At 67.1% G+C, this 15,998-nt stretch carries 16 protein-coding genes; 7 read left to right on the forward strand and 9 right to left on the reverse strand.

Annotated elements, in window-relative coordinates:
- Nucleotides 1-4: 4 nt before the first annotated feature.
- Entirely contained in the window at nt 5-1,042 is a 1,038-nt protein-coding gene (locus tag RIdsm_RS22920; protein ID WP_057813157.1) for an NAD(P)/FAD-dependent oxidoreductase, read from the reverse strand.
- An 83-nt stretch (nt 1,043-1,125) separates the two neighbouring features.
- Between RIdsm_RS22920 and mnmC2 the strand changes: the two genes are divergently transcribed.
- Both mnmC2 and RIdsm_RS22930 read left to right on the forward strand, forming a co-directional pair.
- Nucleotides 1,126-1,803 carry a tRNA (5-methylaminomethyl-2-thiouridine)(34)-methyltransferase MnmC2 gene (mnmC2, locus tag RIdsm_RS22925; protein WP_057813156.1) on the forward strand — a complete coding sequence of 226 codons (678 nt, stop codon included), beginning with the start codon at nt 1,126-1,128 and terminating at the stop codon, nt 1,801-1,803.
- A gap of 10 nt (nt 1,804-1,813) precedes the next feature.
- Entirely contained in the window at nt 1,814-2,683 is an 870-nt protein-coding gene (locus tag RIdsm_RS22930; protein WP_057813154.1) for a DMT family transporter, read from the forward strand.
- Between the two features lie 9 nt (nt 2,684-2,692).
- On the opposite strand, the gene RIdsm_RS22935 is transcribed toward RIdsm_RS22930, so the two are convergent.
- Nucleotides 2,693-4,348, reverse strand: a complete 1,656-nt coding sequence (locus tag RIdsm_RS22935) for a Y-family DNA polymerase (protein WP_057813152.1) — start codon at nt 4,346-4,348, stop codon at nt 2,693-2,695.
- Nucleotides 4,349-4,542: 194 nt separating this feature from the next.
- Complete coding sequence (locus RIdsm_RS22940) at nt 4,543-4,800, reverse strand: I78 family peptidase inhibitor (RefSeq protein ID WP_057813150.1); 258 nt, start codon at nt 4,798-4,800, stop codon at nt 4,543-4,545.
- A gap of 134 nt (nt 4,801-4,934) precedes the next feature.
- On the opposite strand from RIdsm_RS22940, the gene RIdsm_RS22945 reads away from it, so the two are divergent.
- A complete protein-coding gene (locus RIdsm_RS22945; RefSeq protein ID WP_057813148.1) occupies nt 4,935-6,047 on the forward strand; it encodes an S-(hydroxymethyl)glutathione dehydrogenase/class III alcohol dehydrogenase in 1,113 nt (370 codons plus the stop codon).
- Nucleotides 6,048-6,130: 83 nt separating this feature from the next.
- On the opposite strand, the gene RIdsm_RS22950 is transcribed toward RIdsm_RS22945, so the two are convergent.
- Nucleotides 6,131-6,466 (reverse strand): hypothetical protein, encoded by a 336-nt coding sequence (locus RIdsm_RS22950; RefSeq protein WP_057813146.1) that lies wholly within the window; start codon nt 6,464-6,466, stop codon nt 6,131-6,133.
- A 153-nt stretch (nt 6,467-6,619) separates the two neighbouring features.
- Complete coding sequence (locus RIdsm_RS22955; RefSeq protein ID WP_236553171.1) at nt 6,620-6,949, reverse strand: hypothetical protein; 330 nt, start codon at nt 6,947-6,949, stop codon at nt 6,620-6,622.
- A 258-nt stretch (nt 6,950-7,207) separates the two neighbouring features.
- On the opposite strand from RIdsm_RS22955, the gene yghU reads away from it, so the two are divergent.
- The 3 genes from yghU to RIdsm_RS22970 all read left to right on the forward strand — a co-directional run bounded on the left by yghU (nt 7,208) and on the right by RIdsm_RS22970 (nt 10,223).
- Nucleotides 7,208-8,080, forward strand: a complete 873-nt coding sequence (yghU, locus tag RIdsm_RS22960; protein ID WP_057813142.1) for a glutathione-dependent disulfide-bond oxidoreductase — start codon at nt 7,208-7,210, stop codon at nt 8,078-8,080.
- A gap of 148 nt (nt 8,081-8,228) precedes the next feature.
- The gene (locus tag RIdsm_RS22965) at nt 8,229-8,939 is read left to right on the forward strand and encodes an NYN domain-containing protein (protein ID WP_057813140.1); all 711 of its coding nucleotides are present in this window, start codon (nt 8,229-8,231) and stop codon (nt 8,937-8,939) included.
- Nucleotides 8,940-9,083: 144 nt separating this feature from the next.
- Nucleotides 9,084-10,223 carry a M48 family metallopeptidase gene (locus RIdsm_RS22970; RefSeq protein ID WP_057813138.1) on the forward strand — a complete coding sequence of 380 codons (1,140 nt, stop codon included), beginning with the start codon at nt 9,084-9,086 and terminating at the stop codon, nt 10,221-10,223.
- A gap of 77 nt (nt 10,224-10,300) precedes the next feature.
- Here the strand turns inward: RIdsm_RS22970 and dapA are convergent, their stop codons facing one another.
- Entirely contained in the window at nt 10,301-11,176 is an 876-nt protein-coding gene (gene dapA / locus RIdsm_RS22975; RefSeq protein WP_057813136.1) for a 4-hydroxy-tetrahydrodipicolinate synthase, read from the reverse strand.
- A gap of 190 nt (nt 11,177-11,366) precedes the next feature.
- Here dapA and RIdsm_RS22980 point away from each other — a divergent pair, with 190 nt between their 5' ends.
- Nucleotides 11,367-13,298 (forward strand): lytic transglycosylase domain-containing protein, encoded by a 1,932-nt coding sequence (locus tag RIdsm_RS22980; RefSeq protein WP_338049624.1) that lies wholly within the window; start codon nt 11,367-11,369, stop codon nt 13,296-13,298.
- Here RIdsm_RS22980 and RIdsm_RS22985 read toward each other — a convergent pair.
- From RIdsm_RS22985 to RIdsm_RS22995, 3 genes are read right to left on the reverse strand one after another with little or no spacing between them, the layout of a single operon-like run.
- Nucleotides 13,295-14,149 carry a class I SAM-dependent methyltransferase gene (locus RIdsm_RS22985; protein WP_057813132.1) on the reverse strand — a complete coding sequence of 285 codons (855 nt, stop codon included), beginning with the start codon at nt 14,147-14,149 and terminating at the stop codon, nt 13,295-13,297. The genes RIdsm_RS22980 and RIdsm_RS22985 overlap by 4 nt on opposite strands.
- Nucleotides 14,146-15,117 carry an agmatinase gene (speB, locus tag RIdsm_RS22990; protein ID WP_057813129.1) on the reverse strand — a complete coding sequence of 324 codons (972 nt, stop codon included), beginning with the start codon at nt 15,115-15,117 and terminating at the stop codon, nt 14,146-14,148. The genes RIdsm_RS22985 and speB overlap by 4 nt, the downstream gene beginning before the upstream one ends.
- Nucleotides 15,117-15,950, reverse strand: coding sequence for a C40 family peptidase (locus RIdsm_RS22995; protein WP_057813127.1), 834 nt, complete (start codon nt 15,948-15,950; stop codon nt 15,117-15,119). The genes speB and RIdsm_RS22995 overlap by 1 nt, the downstream gene beginning before the upstream one ends.
- Nucleotides 15,951-15,998 lie beyond the last annotated feature (48 nt).

Consider the following 15,998-nt stretch of genomic DNA (forward strand, 5'->3'; position numbering starts at 1 on the left):
TCACTCACAAGGACGCTTGCGGACGAAACCCCTCCGGGATCTCGTCCCTTCCCTCCAATATAAGCGCCGCCATCACCTCTGCCACCTTTGGTGCCATGCCGAAGCCGATCTTGAAGCCCCCGTTGGCGATGAAATCCCCCGGCTTCAGCGGATGCTCGCCCAGCATCGGCGCCCGCGATTTCGCCCGTGGCCGAAGCCCGGCCCACCGCTCGACCACCCGCGCCCCGTGCAGCACCGGCACCGCCCGCATCGCCCGGTCGATCACTTCGTCGAGCTTTTCGTCGGTGGAGCCAGGATCGGCATACTCCCGTTCCGAGGTCGACCCGATCGCCGTGGTCCCGTCCTCGTGCGGCACCACGTGAATTCCGTCCGCGAACAACTGCGGCGCATGCGGCGCGGCGAAATGCAAAAGCGCCCCCTGCCCCTTCACCCCGTTGCCCACGGCGCGGCCCGTCTCGCGCGACAGCTCCTCGAGCCCGGCTACGCCCGTGGCATGCACCACCTTGCCGGCGGGCGTGCCCTCCTTCACCAGCCACGCCCCCTTTGCTTGAAGCGCGACAGCCAGCGACTGGCTGGCCCGCCGCGGATGCATCCGCGCCGACAGCGTATCGCGGATCACGTATCCGGTCGGCGAATAGGGTGCCCAGCTATCGTCGGGCGGCGCGATCACCTCCCAGACGGCCGCATCGCCCCATAATTCCTGCGCCGTTTCCACCCGCGCCTTAGCCAGCTCCAGCCCACGCTCATCCGCAACCGGCTGGATCCGCCCCAGCCGCCCGTAGCCCGGCGAGATCCCCGACGCCTCCGCGACATCGGCCCAGAACGCCTCCGCCATCAACAGGCTCTCCAGCTGAAACGCCTTCTTGTCGTTCCAGTTCTCGGGCACGTGCGGCGCCAATGCGCCCACCACGCCCCCCGACGCCCCCGCCCCCGGCCCGTGCGGGTCGATCACCTGCACCGTCGCCCCGGCCTTCACGCAGGCCCACGCGATCGACAATCCGAAGATGCCCGCCCCCATCACCGTGACGTCCGGACTTGCCATTTCCTCCGCTCCTTTGCAGTGTCGCGCGGGTTATCGCATGGGCGAAGCGCACTGTATATCCGCCTCGCCACGAAAGGACGCGCGTGAAACCGGTATCCGAAAACTCCACACCGCTCGACTGGCGCGACGACGTGCCGGTCTCTACGCGCTTCGACGACCCGTATTTCAGCCTCGAAAACGGGCTGGAGGAAACCCGCCACGTCTTCCTGTCGGGCAACGACCTGCCCGACCGGTTCCGCTTCGGGTTCCACGTGGCCGAGCTGGGCTTCGGCACCGGCCTCAACCTGCTCGCCGCCCTTCAGGCATGGCGCGACAGCGGCCAGGAGGGCAACCTGCGCTACACCAGCTTCGAGGCCTTCCCGATCACCCCTGACGAGATGCGCCGCGCCCAGGGGGCCTTTCCCGCCCTCTCCGGCCTCGCCGCCGACCTGGCCCCGCACTGGGGCGCCGAGTACATCACCCTGCCCGGCCTCGAGTTCCACCTCGTCACCGGCGACGCGCGCACCACCCTGCCGGGCTGGGACGGCCGCGCAGACGCATGGTTCCTCGACGGCTTCTCCCCGGCCCGGAACCCCGAGCTCTGGGAAGAGCCGCTGATGGAACAGGTCTTCGCCCACACCACGCCCGGCGGCACGGCCGCCACCTACACCGCCGCCGGCTTCGTCCGCCGCGGGCTGCAATCCGCAGGGTTTGAAGTCACCCGCATTCCCGGCTATGGCCGGAAGAGGCACATGACCCGTGCCGTGAAACCCGCATCCTGAAAGCCCCCTCATGAGCGAACAGAACACCCGCGCCGGCATCCTGTTCATGGTCGTCACGACCTTCATCTTCGCCGCTCAGGACGGGCTCTCGCGCCACCTCGCATCGGAATACAACGTCTACATGGTGGTGATGATCCGCTACTGGTTCTTCGCGGCCTTCGTCATCTCGGTGGCCAGCCGCAAGGCCGGCGGCATGCGGGCGGCAGCGGCCACCTCGGTGCCGTGGGTGCAGGCGTTCCGGGCGCTGCTGCTCGTGGCGGAAATCTGCGTCATGGTCTTCGGCTTCACCCTGCTGGGGCTGGTCGAGAGCCACGCGGTCTTCGCCTGCTACCCGCTGCTCATCGCGGCGCTCTCCGGCCCGGTGCTGGGCGAACGCGTCGGCTGGCGACGCTGGGTCGCCATCGGCGTCGGCTTCTTCGGCATCCTCATCATCCTCGAACCCGGCGCCGGCGTCTTCCAGCCCGAAGCGGTCGTGCCCCTCATCGCGGCGCTGATGTTCGCGCTCTACGGGCTCCTGACCCGCTATGTCGGCCTGCGCGACAGCGCCGCCACCAGCTTCTTCTGGACGGGCACCGTCGGCATGGTCGCGATGACAGCCATCGGTGCCTGGTTCTGGGAGCCGATGTCGGGCCCCGACTGGGCCTGGATGATCCTGCTCTGCATCACCGGGGCGCTGGGGCATTACACGCTCATCAAGTGCTACGAGATGGCCGAGGCCAGCGCGGTTCAGCCCTTCGCCTATCTCCAGCTCGTCTTCGCCAGCATCCTCGGCATCCTCGTCTTCAACGAGACGATCCGCATGAACGTCGCCCTCGGCACGGTGCTGATCGTGGCGGCGGGGCTCTTCACCCTCTGGCGGGAACGCCGGTCGAAAGCCTGACCGCCCCGCTCACGCGAAGCGGCCCTGGCAGAACCAGCCGGAACTCAGCGCGGCGCCGTGGGCATAGAACAGCCACAGCCGCTCGCCCGCTTCGGTGATCACCTGCCAGTAATCGCGCACCCCGCTGCGCCAGTCGGGGTCGTCCAGCCACCATTCCGGCGCGATCCGCTCGGGCCCCCGCGCCTCGGCCAGCCGGTGGGTGCGCCCGCGCCAGCGGAACTCTCCGGCCAGGCGCGGGGCGTCGGGCGCCATCACCGGCTCGGGCCGCCACAGCAAAAGCGGGCGCGGCGCGGCCGGCGCGGGCCACGGCCCGGCCGGCTCCGACCATGCGGCGGCCAGCACCTGCGCGGTCTTCTCGGGCACATGGCTGCCAACCGGGTGACGGCGGGTGATCGTCTCCATCCCCAGCCGCCCGCCGATCCGGCCGATCAGGTCGTCCATCTGCGCCCCGCCATCCAACCGGGCGCGGTTGGCGGCGGCGGCCTCCATGTGGCCGGTCATGGTGCGGGGGTGCAGGGCCTCGGTCTGCACCGCCTCGAGCCGCAGCATCTCGATGCCGAACCCCGCGTCGATCTCTTCGATCCGGTGCGCCAGCAGCGGGCGGATGCGGTCGGGCTCGTCCGCGGCGCGGGCCAGCCCGGCGTCAAGCCACTGCATCGTGTCATCCACCCGCCACGCCTGCAACCTCACCCGCCGCGCGCCCTGCCCCTTGTCGCGCAGCAACTCGCAGAGCCGCGGCACCAGCCGGTCGAGCGCGGCCAGCATGTCATCCGCCAGCCCGATCGGTTCGGGCAGGGTCAGCCGCGTGGCGAACCGCGGCACCTCCCCGGCGGGCGACACCGGCTCGGGCGCCGCCCCCACCGCCTGATCGAGCCGCAGCACCAGCCCCCGCCCGAACCGCCGCGCCAGCGGCGCGCGCGGCTGGCCCAGCAGGTCGCCCACCCGGCGCAGCCCGACCCGCGCCAGCGCCTCGGCCTGACCGGGCTCCAGCCGCAAGGCCGCCACCGGCAACGGCGCCAGCAGCGTATAGGCCTTCCCCGGCGGGGCGATGCCGGGCAGATCGGTGCCCGCGCCCCCCGGCAACGGCGCCGCGCCGCCCCGTTCCCAATGCCGCTTCTTCGCCGCCCGCGAGCGGGTGGCGCGCGCCTCCTGGTCGATGGCATCGCCCGACCGTTCATGCCCCGGCGCCACACCCGCATACCTTGCCAGCGCCCAGGCCGCGCCGACCGTATCGGCCAGCCCGCAGCGCGCGCTCAGCCCCAGCGCCTCGGCCTCACCCACCATGCGGGCCACCATCGCCGCCTCCCCGCTGAACAGATGCGTGCAGCCGGTGATATCCATCATCAACCCATCCCGTCCGTCCACCGCCACCCAGGGGGAAAACCGCCCCGCCCACCGGCTCAGCGCCTGCAGGAAATCGGCCTCGGCCTGCGGATTCTGCAACCGGGTCGCCAATTGCCCGCAGATCGCATGGGCATCCCGCAGCGGCTGCCCCACGCGCACCCCCGCCGCCTCGGCCGTCGCCGACAGAGACGAGACGACCTGCATCTGCCCGGTATCGCGCACCACGGCAAACGGCACATCCTCCACCGGGCCCATGCGCCGCAAAAGGCGCTCGGCCCCGAGCCGGGGAAACCAGACGGAAAGAATACGGCGAACAGACATGGCGGCAGCGGGCGAACATTTTTGTTCATGTTTTGTTCTAACCTAGATCGCACCCCGCCCCGAGTCGAGTCCTCCCCTCACGGCATCGCGCGAGGAGAGCGACGCGCAGTGAGTATTTTTGGAACAATGAAAGCCGGGCACGCGCCCACTTTCACTGTTCCCCAAGTACTCACTGTACCACGCCAGACAATCGTTCAGCCGCAGTAAATCCGCGTGATCACGCCGGCATCATCCGTTTCCACGTTCAGCCGATCTGACCGGTAATCCATCGTCACAGCCGTGCCCGGCGGGATGATCCGGGCGCCCTCGGCGAAATCGTGCTCTGCGGCCGGCGTCCCGACCAGCGGCTGCAGCGCCTCCGCGCCACAGGACGGCGCGCCATCCTCCTGACCGTCAGCGGGCACACAGGCCCCCAGTGCCGCAAGTGCCACGGCGAGTGTCGCGAAGCGCATGGTGTCATCCTTCCATTTCTGTGCAAAAGGAAGGTCGTGACGGGGAAACCCGCTTTCAAGTCCGCCAAGGCCTTGTATTGAAAACCGCGCGGCTTTCCACCAAAGTCGCGGCAAATCAATTTGGGAGACCGACAATGCGCACCACCGCCGCCGTGGCCCTCGAAGCGGGCAAGCCGATGGAAATCATGGAAGTGAATCTCGACGGCCCGAAAGCCGGCGAGGTTCTGGTCGAGATCAAGGCGACGGGCCTGTGCCACACCGACGATTTCACCCTCTCGGGCGCCGACCCCGAAGGCGCCTTCCCGGCGATCCTCGGGCACGAGGGCGCGGGCGTGGTGGTCGAGGTCGGCCCCGGCGTCACCTCGCTCGAACCCGGCGATCACGTGATCCCGCTCTACACGCCCGAATGCCGCGAATGCGACTACTGCCTCAACCCGAAAACCAACCTCTGCCAGGCCGTCCGCGCGACGCAAGGCCAGGGCGTCATGCCCGACGGCACCAGCCGGTTTTCCATGCTCGATGGCACGCCGATCCTGCACTACATGGGCTGCTCGACCTTCTCGAACCACACCGTGCTGCCGGAAATCGCCCTCGCCAAGGTCCGCAAGGACGCGCCGTTCGACAAGATCTGCTACATCGGCTGCGGCGTGACCACCGGCATCGGCGCGGTCATCAACACCGCCAAGGTCGAACTGGGCTCGCGCTGCGTGGTCTTCGGCCTCGGCGGCATCGGCCTCAACGTCATCCAGGGCCTGCGCATGGCGGGCGCCGACCAGATCGTCGGCGTCGACCTCAACCCCTCGAAGGTCGAGATGGCCACCCGCTTCGGCATGACAGATTTCGTCAATCCCAACGACGTTGACGGCGACCTTGTCGGCCACCTGGTCGAGCTCACCGGCGGCGGCGCCGACTATTCCTTCGACGCCACCGGCAACGTGAAAGTGATGCGTGACGCGCTGGAATGCGCCCACAAGGGCTGGGGCGAGAGCATCATCATCGGCGTGGCCCCGGCCGGCGCCGAAATCTCGACCCGTCCCTTCCAGCTGGTCACCGGCCGCGTCTGGAAAGGCACCGCCTTCGGCGGCGCCCGCGGCCGCACCGACGTGCCCAAGATCGTCGACTGGTACATGCAGGGCAAGATCGAGATCGACCCGATGATCACCCACACCCTGAAGCTCGACGAGATCAACAAGGGCTTCGAGATGATGCATGCCGGCGAGTCGATCCGCAGCGTCGTGGTCTACTGAGACCGCGCCAGGACACGACGACAAACGGGCGCGCCAGGCAGTGGCGCGCCCGTTTACCGTTCACGACCTCCGGTCAGTGACCGTCAGTGACGGTGACCCGAGTAGTTGTTGTCGAGCACGCCGCGGATGTCATAGCCCGGGCGGTACAGCCCGCGCGTTTCCATCCTGTAGGGGTTGTGCTGCAGATGGCGCCGACGGTGCTCGTCCCAGTCATCATCGTAATACCGGTCATGGGAATGACGGCTCCGGCGGTTGTAGCCCCGGCGCCAGTCGTTCCGGTCGAGGGCATGATCTATGATGCGGCCGACGATGTTGCCGATATTCGGATCGGCTTTCGCAGGGGTCGCGCCCGGGCCGACAGACCCGATCGCCGCCACGGCGGCCGCGGCCAGAAAGCTGTTTCTCAAAGTGAGTTTCATGGTTGATCTCCCGTGCTGGGATGTCGCGGGGCTCACCCCGCGTAAAGCAGTATATGGGGTCAAATCGACAGCAGCCAAGGCCGGAAAGGGAATCGATGGCCTTTGGGCAGAATGCTGCGGGGCCGGCAATGCCGGCCCCGGTGCAATCGTATGTTACCGGTCGTAGTGACGTTGGTCGCCACGGGTGTGGGTGTGGTTGTACCCGCCATGGTACCCGCGATTATGGCCACGATACCCGTTGTAACGGTTGTACCGGTTGTGGTTCCGCTGATAGCGGCCACGGGTCGAATAGCGCGGGTTGTCGTAATACCGGTCATCGTTCGAGTCCGCGATCGCGGCCCCGATGATGGCCACCGCGGCGGCGCCGGCGATGTACTTGGCGGTATCGTTGTCTGCCACGGCCGGCGTGGCGGCAAGACCGGCGACACCGACGGCCGATGCGGTGACACCGGCCAACATGTATTTGCGAAGCTTGATAATCATGAAAATCTCCAATCTCCGGGAAGCGGGGGTTTTCTGCCCGGAGCCCCGAGATGGCGACCCGCCCCCCTTGTTTGAAGGGGTTTGACGCGCTCGTGTCCGATTGTAGTTATCGCGTGATCGGCGGGAACCGGCCGAGCTCGAGATCGGTTGGGAGAGGTGAAAATCGCACAATGCACGGCTTCTTGTGCGCACCTGCACCTTGCATCGCAACGTCATCTGGTTACCTCTGGGAAAACCCACACTCCGAAGGAGCGAGAGATGAGCGACGACACATACACCCCGCCCAAGGTCTGGACTTGGGACAAGGAAAGCGGCGGTCAGTTCGCCTCGACCAACCGCCCCATCGCCGGCCCCACGCATGACAAGGAATTGCCGGTCGGCAAGCATCCCTTCCAGCTGTACTCCCTCGGCACGCCCAACGGTGTGAAGGCCACGATCATGCTCGAAGAGCTGCTCGCCGCCGGCCACGATGCCGAGTATGACGCCTGGCTCATCAATATCGGCGATGGCGACCAGTTCGGCAGCGGCTTCACCGAGATCAACCCCAACTCCAAGATACCGGCAATGGTCGACCACACCGGCGACAAACCCCTGCGCGTCTTCGAAAGCGGTTCGATCCTGATGCACCTGGCCGAGAAATTCGGGGCGTTCCTGCCCGCCAGCGGCCCGCAGCGCACCGAGGTCATCAACTGGCTGATGTGGCAGATGGGCAGCGCGCCCTTCCTCGGCGGCGGCTTCGGGCATTTCTACGCCTACGCGCCCGAGAAATACGAATACCCCATCAACCGCTACGCCATGGAAACCAAGCGCCAGCTCGACGTGCTCGACCGCGAGCTCGCCGACAAGCCCTATATCGCCGGCGACGACTACTCGATCGCCGACATGGCGATCTGGCCCTGGTACGGTAACCTCGCCCTCGGCCGGGCCTATGGCGACGCGGCCACGTTCCTCAGCGTGCATGAGTACGAAAACCTGATGGCCTGGGCCAAGAAGCTCGACAAGCGCCCGGGCGTGTCCCGCGGCCGCATGGTCAACAAGACCTCCGGAGAACCGAGCGAACAGCTGCACGAACGCCACGACGCCAGCGACTTCGACACCAAGACTCAGGACAAGATCGGCGAAAAGGCCTGACCCTGTCCTGAGAGCACCGCCGCACCGGCCACCGCACCTCCCGGCGGTGGCCGGTTGCGTTTCACGCCCCGGAACACCGCCCGGTTCAAGGTTTCCGGTTTCCGCCGCCGCCGCATTCAGGCATGGTCCCCGGGAAAAGGAGGCCCCCATGCCCGAGAAATCCCAGCTCCTCGCAGTGCTGATCGACGCCGACAACGTGCCCTCGAAATATGCCGAGGCGATCCTGCGGGAGGTGACCTCCTACGGCGAGCCCGGCCTGCGCCGGGTCTATGGCGACTGGTCGAACCAGCAGCTCTCCGGCTGGACCAAGACCGCCCAGAAGCTCGGCCTCGTCCAGCACCAGCAGACCGCCAACACCAAGGGCAAGAACGCCTCGGATATCGGGCTGGTGATCGACGCGATGGATATCCTGCACGCCGGCCATTTCGACGGCTTCGTGCTGGTCTCCTCCGACAGCGATTTCACCCGCCTGGCCAGCCGCATCCGCGAACAGGGCCTGACCGTCATCGGCATCGGCGAGGCCAAGGCGCCCGACGCGCTCAAGAACGCCTGCAACCGCTTCGTCGCGATCGAGAACATCTCTGACGAAAGCGACACCGCCGAGACCAAGAAGCAGGGGCTCGACACCCGCCGCGTGGGCGAGGCCCGCAAACTCATCACCGACGCGATGGAAAAGATCGACCAGGACGACGACTGGTTCCCCCTGGGTCGCATCGGCCAGCAGATCCAGGCCGACAAGCCCGACTTCGACACCCGCAGCTACGGCAAGAAGAAGCTCAGCGACCTCGTCAAGGAACTGAAGGTCTTCGAAACGAAGACCGGGCCGGGCAACCAGCTCCTGGTCCGTCGGGTCGACTAGGGCGCAACGGGCCACCGCATCGCACATACCGTCCCGGGCCTGACCCGGGACGTTCCTCGCCCGCCACCGCCCGCGTCGCGCTTGCGCTTCCGGGCCCGCCTTCGTAGCCTGACACCCCGGAACCCAAGGCTTGGACGGCGCCCCATGATCGGACCCCTGATTGACCGCTGGCAGGCGCGGTTCGCCGACCGGCTTCTCGAACAGGCAAAACGCGAGGTCGATCATTCCCGCCCGCGCATGACCGGCCGCCTCGCGCTGGGCTGGGCCCTGTCCTTCCTGCTGCTGGCGACCCCATATCTCTGCGTCGCGGGCGGCGTGGCGCTGATCATCGTCGCCTATCCCGATATCGGCCCCATCATAGTCGGCCTGATCCTGATCGGGTTCGGCCTCACCCTTCTGCCCCCTCGCCACAGGAACCAGTCGAAAACCTACCGGCGCGATGACCTGCCCAGGCTGTTTGCCCTGCTCGACAGGATAGCCGCCAAGCTTCACACCACGGCCCCTGACGGCATCCACCTCGATGAGGACTTCAACGCCTACATCACGCAGTACCGCGCCCGCTTTTCCCGGCGGCAGGAATGGGTGCTCGGCATCGGCCTGCCGCTCTGGGCCGCACTCGACCCCGAGGAGCGCATCGCCGTTCTGGCGCATGAAATGGCGCATAAGGTGAACGAGGATCCGATGCGCTCCGGCGTCTTCGCAAGCGCGTACTCGGTCCTGTCGAACTGGTACGACACGTTCGAACTGGATGCCTATTACTATTACAACGAGGGTCACCTGACCCAGATTGTCGCCGCCATGATGATCGGCACCTACCAGCGCGCCCTCTCCCGCTTCGCCTTCTTCGAGTCGCAGCGTGCGGAATACCGCGCCGACGCCCACGCCATGCGCGTCGCCGGGGCCGAACCGGTCATCTCCATGCTCGAGGCCTTCACCCGCGCCGATCTTTCAGAACGCAGCATCGTCGACCTCTACCCCTATACCGGGGATCAGGGCGCGCGGATCTTCGATCACATGGGCCGCGCCGTCTCCGATGCCGACCCCGAAACCGCCGCGCGCTACCTTACCGAGGCCGCCCGTGAGAAAAAGCGCGTCGACAATTCCCACCCGCCCACGGCCCTGCGGATCGAGTTCATCGACTCCCTGCCCGCCGCCCTGTCACAGAACCGGCTATCCGCCGAAGCGGTCGACTTCCCCGCCATCGACGCCGAGCTTCAGCCCCTGCGCGACGAGCTTGGCAAGACGATGATGGAAGAGCTCTACGAGATCGAAGTCAATCGATAGCCCGCAGGGTGGGTGAAACCCACCCCACGCCACGCTCGCGATACGGAAAGCGGTGGGTTCGCACCCACCCTACGGCCTCAGTTCATCAGCCCCGCGTGCCGCATGCCGTCCTCGACCAGCGCCTTGGTCTCGTCGCTCAGCCCCGTCAAAGGCGAGCGCACCTCGTCACTGCAAAGCCCCACAAGCGACATCGCGTATTTCACACCCACCAGCCCCGGCTCCGTGAAGATCGCCTTGTGCAGCGGCATCAGCCGATCCTGCGTCTCCAGCGCCTTCTGGTAGTCGCCGGCAAGACAGGCCTCCTGCACATCCGCCACCATCCGCGGCGCGACGTTGGCCGTGACCGAGATCACGCCCACGCCGCCCTGCGCATTGAACCCGTGCGCCGTGGCGTCCTCGCCCGAGATCTGCACGAACTCCTTGCCGCAGGTGATCCGCTGGTCGCTCACGCGGGCCAGGTCGCCGGTGGCGTCCTTCACCCCGATGATCCGCGGCAGTTTCGCCAGCTCGCCCATCGTCGCCGGCGTCATGTCGACGACCGAGCGGCCGGGAATGTTGTAGATGATGATCGGCAGCTCGCAGCAATCGTGCAACGCGGTGAAATGCGCGATCAGCCCGCGCTGGGTGGGCTTGTTGTAATAGGGCGTTACCACCAGCGCCGCATTGGCGCCGACCTTCTCGGCATGCTGCATGAAGCGGATCGCCTCGACCGTGTTGTTCGATCCGGCCCCGGCAATCACCGGAACCCGGCCCGCCGCCGCGCGCACCACTTCCTCGACCACGGTTTCGTGCTCGGTATGGGTCAGCGTCGGGCTTTCACCGGTCGTGCCCACGGGCACAAGGCCGTGGCTGCCTTCGGCGATATGCCATTCCACGAGTTTCTTGAGCGTCTCAAGATCCAGCTCGCCGTTCTTGAACGGCGTGACCAGGGCAGGAAAAGATCCTTTGAACATGACACGCTCCATTGATTTGCGTTACAGTTGGGCCAGGGCCCGGTGAAACGCGCGCGACACTAGCGGCAAGCCGCCCATCTGCCAAGCTTGTGAGTGGACTTGTCCCTCGCCGCGCGCTTAGGCTGGGCGTGTCTATCCTTTGCATGGGCCGGAAATGCAAGCCATGATGCGTTGCCTCGCTGCCTTGTTGATGTTTTTGAGCCTGTCCGCCGCGGCGCCGGCACAGGAGGAAGACGTGCGAATCGCGCCACGTCCCCTGCAAAGCGCCTTCGACGCAATCCGGAACGGCCGCTGGGACACCGCCAGCCGCATCGCCGAGCGGGACGGCCCCGCCGCCGTGTCCATCATCGAGTGGATTCGTCTGCGCGAAGGGCGCGGAACACCCGAAGAGGTTCTGGCCTTCGTCGAAGAGCATCCCGACTGGCCCGGCATCTCCTACCTGCGCAAGCGCAGCGAAGAGGTGATGACCCACGCCGATTTCGACGACGTTCTGGCCTTCTACAGCGATTACCGCCCCCAGACCGGCGAAGGCGTTCTGAACTACGCCCGCGCCCTGACCGCCCGCGGCCAGGAAGGCGAGGCCGCCGCCACGGTCGTTCTGGCATGGCGCACGATGGACCTTTCGACCGCCGAGCATAACGCCTTCCTCGACGCCCATGCCGATCTCCTGAAACCGCATCACGAGTCGCGGATGCAGATGGCGGTCTGGCGCGGCCTGCGCGACGTGCAGCAGATGCTGCCGCTGGTCAGCAAGGAAACCCGCGCGCTGGTCGAGGCCCGTCAGAAGATCGAGCGCGGCACAGCCCTGAAGGACAGCGACCTGCCCGAGGGCGGCGCCACCGATGCCGGCATCGCCTACGAGCGTTTCAACCAGCATATCAAGAAGGGCCGCAGCGACGACGCGATTGCCCTGATGATCAAGCAGAGCAAGATCGAAGACGGGCTTGGCGAGCCCGACCGCTGGGCCGGATGGCGGCGCTACCTCGCCCGCTCGAAGATGCGCGAGGGCGATATCGACACCGCCTATCAGCTCGCCGCGATTCACCAGCTGGTCGACGGGTCCAACTACGCCGATCTCGAATGGCTGTCGGGCTACCTGGCGCTCACCTATCTCGAGGCGCCCGAACTGGCCCTCGACCATTTCCAGCGGTTCCGCGCGGCGGTCGAAACGCCCATCTCGCTGGGCCGCGCCGGGTACTGGATCGGCCGCGCCCAGGATGCCCTCGGCGACACCGAAGCGGCCCAGCTCTCCTACGCCTTCGGCGGCGAATACCAGACCAGCTTCTACGGCCTTCTGGCCGCCGAACGCGCCGGCATGCCCCCCGACCCGGCCCTGGCCGGCGCGGCCCCCGATCCCGATTGGCGCAACGCCCCCTTCGCCCAGTCTCCGCTCTTCAAGGCGGGCGTTCTGCTGCTCAGCACCGACCGCATCTCTCTGGCCGAACAGTTCTTCGTGGCCCTGACCGACACGCTGGAAGAAGACGAGATCAACCGCCTCGGCCATGCCCTCGACACCCTTGACGAGCCCCATCTCGAGGTCATGGTCGGCAAGGCCGCCGCCCAGCGCGGCCTCGTCGTGCCCGGGCCCTATTACGCCCTCCACCCGATGCGGCAGATGGACCTGCCCGTTCCCGTCGAACTGGCCCTCGCCATCGCCCGCCGGGAAAGCGAATTCGACCACCGCGTCCAAAGCGGCGCAGGCGCGCAAGGCCTCATGCAGCTCATGCCGGGCACCGCCTCCGACATGGCCCGGTCCCTTGGCATCCAGCACACCCGCTCTCGCGTGCTGTCCGACTGGCGCTACAATGCGACGCTCGGCTCGGCCTACCTGGCCCAGCTGGTCAACCGGTTCGACGGGAATATCGTCATGGTCTCGGCAGGCTACAACGCCGGGCCGGGCCGCCCGCTGCGCTGGATGAAGGAATACGGCGACCCCCGGCAGGGCGAGCGCGACATCATCGACTGGATCGAGCACATCCCCTTCCGCGAAACCCAGAACTACGTGATGCGCGTCGCCGAAAGCCTGCCGATCTACCGCGCCCGGCTTGGGAAGAACCCGCTGCCGGTGCCATTCTCGGAAGAACTCTCCGGCGGAACCCTACGCCAGCTGGCGCTGGATTAGGCCCGTATCGCGGAATAGAGGTTGAGCGTCGCCGGCACGCGCACACCGTCTGGCGTGGCAAAGGCCTGCATCTTCTCGCTCAGCGCCTCGACGATCACCTTCGCATCCTCGGCCGTGCCCTCCTTCTCCTTCAGGATGCGCGAGGCCGGGCCCACATGCGCGGCAAACTTCGCCACCTCCTCGACCGAACCCAAGGGCGTGAGGTCGACGGAAACCTCTTGCGAGGAAACCTCCGCCAACCCGGCCTGTTCCAGGATACCGGTCACATAGTCCCGCTCGGCAAAGGCCATCGGCCCCGGCGCGCGCGGGTCGGCAGGCTCCGGCGCGCCCAGCCGGTCGACCGCCACCTGCCGGGGCAGGGAAAACCACGGGTTTTCCTGCAAGCCGCTCCAGCAGACGAAATGCATCCGCCCGCCGGGCCGCATCGCCTTGGCCATGTTCGCAAACGCTGCCACGGAATCGGCAAAGAACATCACGCCGAAACGAGAGATCATCGCATCGAACGCCCCCGGCTCGAACCCATGCGTCTGCGCATCGGCAACAACGAAATCGACCGTCGCGCACCCGGCCTCGTCCGCCCGTTTCCGCGCCCCCTCCAGCATCACCGGCGAGATATCCGCGCCCGTCACCCGGCCATCCGGCCCAACCGCCGCGGCCGCCGCCAGCGTGCTCGCCCCGGTGCCACAGCCGATATCGAGCACCCGCTCGCCCGGCTGCAACGCCGCAGCCTCGAGAACGCAATCCAAAGCCGGCGCCATCGCCGCATCGAGGACGGCCGCGTTCTCGACCCACTTGTTGCCCGACTCCGACGACCAGAACTCCGCCTGATCCCTGTTCGGCCCCTCGCTCATGCGCCGGCGCCCTTCATCTGGCCGGCCATCACGCAAAGCAGCTCGAACATGATCGACACCCCAAGGAACGCCGTGCCCCCCGACGGGTCGAAGGGCGGCGACACCTCGACCATGTCGGCGCCCACGATATTCAGCCCCTCCAGCTCCCGCACCACCTGCAACGCCTGGTAGGAATTCGGCCCCCCCACCTCGGGCGTGCCGGTGCCGGGCGCAAAGGTCGGGTCGACGAAATCGATGTCATAGCTCACATAGGTCGGCCCGCTCCCGGCAATCTCGCGCGCCTCGGCCATCACGTCGGCCACGCCCCGCTCGTGGAACTCTTCCACAAGGATCAGGCGGATGCCGTTCGCCTTGGCGAAATCCCGGTCCTCGGTGTCGTACATCGTGCCGCGCAGGCCGATCTGAACCACCTTCTTCGGGTCGAGCAAACCCTCCTCCACCGCGCGGCGGAAGGGGGTGCCATGGGTGTACATCGTCCCCCCGAAATAGGAATGAAACAGGTCGGTATGGCTGTCGAAATGCACCATCCCCACCGGGCCCTCCTTTGCCACCGACCGCAGAACCGGCAACGATGTCAGGTGATCGCCCCCGCCCGTCAACGGCACGATCCCGGCCCCCATCACCTTGTCGTAGAAGGCGGTGATCCGCTCCATGCTGTCGGGAATATCCGCCGGGTTCGGCCCCACGTCGCCCAGATCGGCACAATTCACGGTCTCGAACGGGCGCATCCCGCTCGTCGGGTGCTGCGCCCGGATCATGGTCGAGGCATCGCGCAACTGCCGCGGCCCGTGGCGCGGGCCGGGGCGGTTCGTCGTGCCGCTGTCCCACGGCACACCGATCAGGCCGACCTCGACATCGCCGAACCGCGCATGCTCCGGCGGCACGTAGGGCAGCCGCATGAAGGTCGGCACCCCAGCAAACCGCGGCAGGTCGAACCCCGAAACGGGGTGAAAGAACGGATCGCTCATCAAAACTCTCCCAGTCTCTTGCGCGAGGTCACCGGGCCATCGCCCTGCGCCTCGATCCGGTTCACGGCCGCTTCCAGCGGCTCGAAACTCGTGGCCATGCTGTTGGCATTGGCATGCAACAGCGTGTCCCTGTTCGCCACCCACGCGACATGGGTTTTCCAGAACAACAGGTCACCCCTCTGCAACGGGGCATCCTCGGGCAACGCCTGCCCCAGCTCGGCCTCCTGCATGTCGCTGTCGCCGGGGCACTCGATACCGCACGCTAGGCACGCCATCTGCACAAGGCCGGAACAATCTATCCCATAGCTCGTGTTCCCGCCCCAGAGATACGGCGTGCCCAGGAATACCTCGGCCACGTCGACCGGGTCCTGGCCCATCTCCTCGACCGGCGACAGGTGCACCGACGGCACGAACCCCTGCGACGTGGCCGCGAAACGGCCCTCCTGCCCGGTGACCGTCAGCAAGGCGCCGTGGCTCAGCGCCGCCAGCTCCCGCGTCTTGAAATCCGGCGACCGGTACAAATGCGTGGCCCGCGCGGTCACCCGATGCGTCGGCGCCGGCACATCCGATAGCTGGTCGGCCCGAACGTAGCCCGTGTACCCATCCTTCTCCGCCTCGGCAAAGGCCCAGCCCTCTCGCTCTTCGTAGATGGCAACGGCGTCGCCCAGAAGAAGCTGCCGGTCCCGGGCACCGCCCGGCTCGCGCAGAAGGTCGGCCACGGGCACCACGACCCGCCGGGTCGTGCCTTCAACGAACGTGGCGGCCTCGACCTTGCCCTGCAGACGCAAGGCGGCGACGCGGCCATTGGCGGGGTGTCGGCGCGGATCGGTCATGGTGCCTCAGGGGCGCTGCCCCTCTTGGCCTGCGGCCAATTCACCCCG

This window comes from Roseovarius indicus (genome assembly GCF_008728195.1).
In the GTDB taxonomy this organism is placed as follows: domain Bacteria; phylum Pseudomonadota; class Alphaproteobacteria; order Rhodobacterales; family Rhodobacteraceae; genus Roseovarius; species Roseovarius indicus.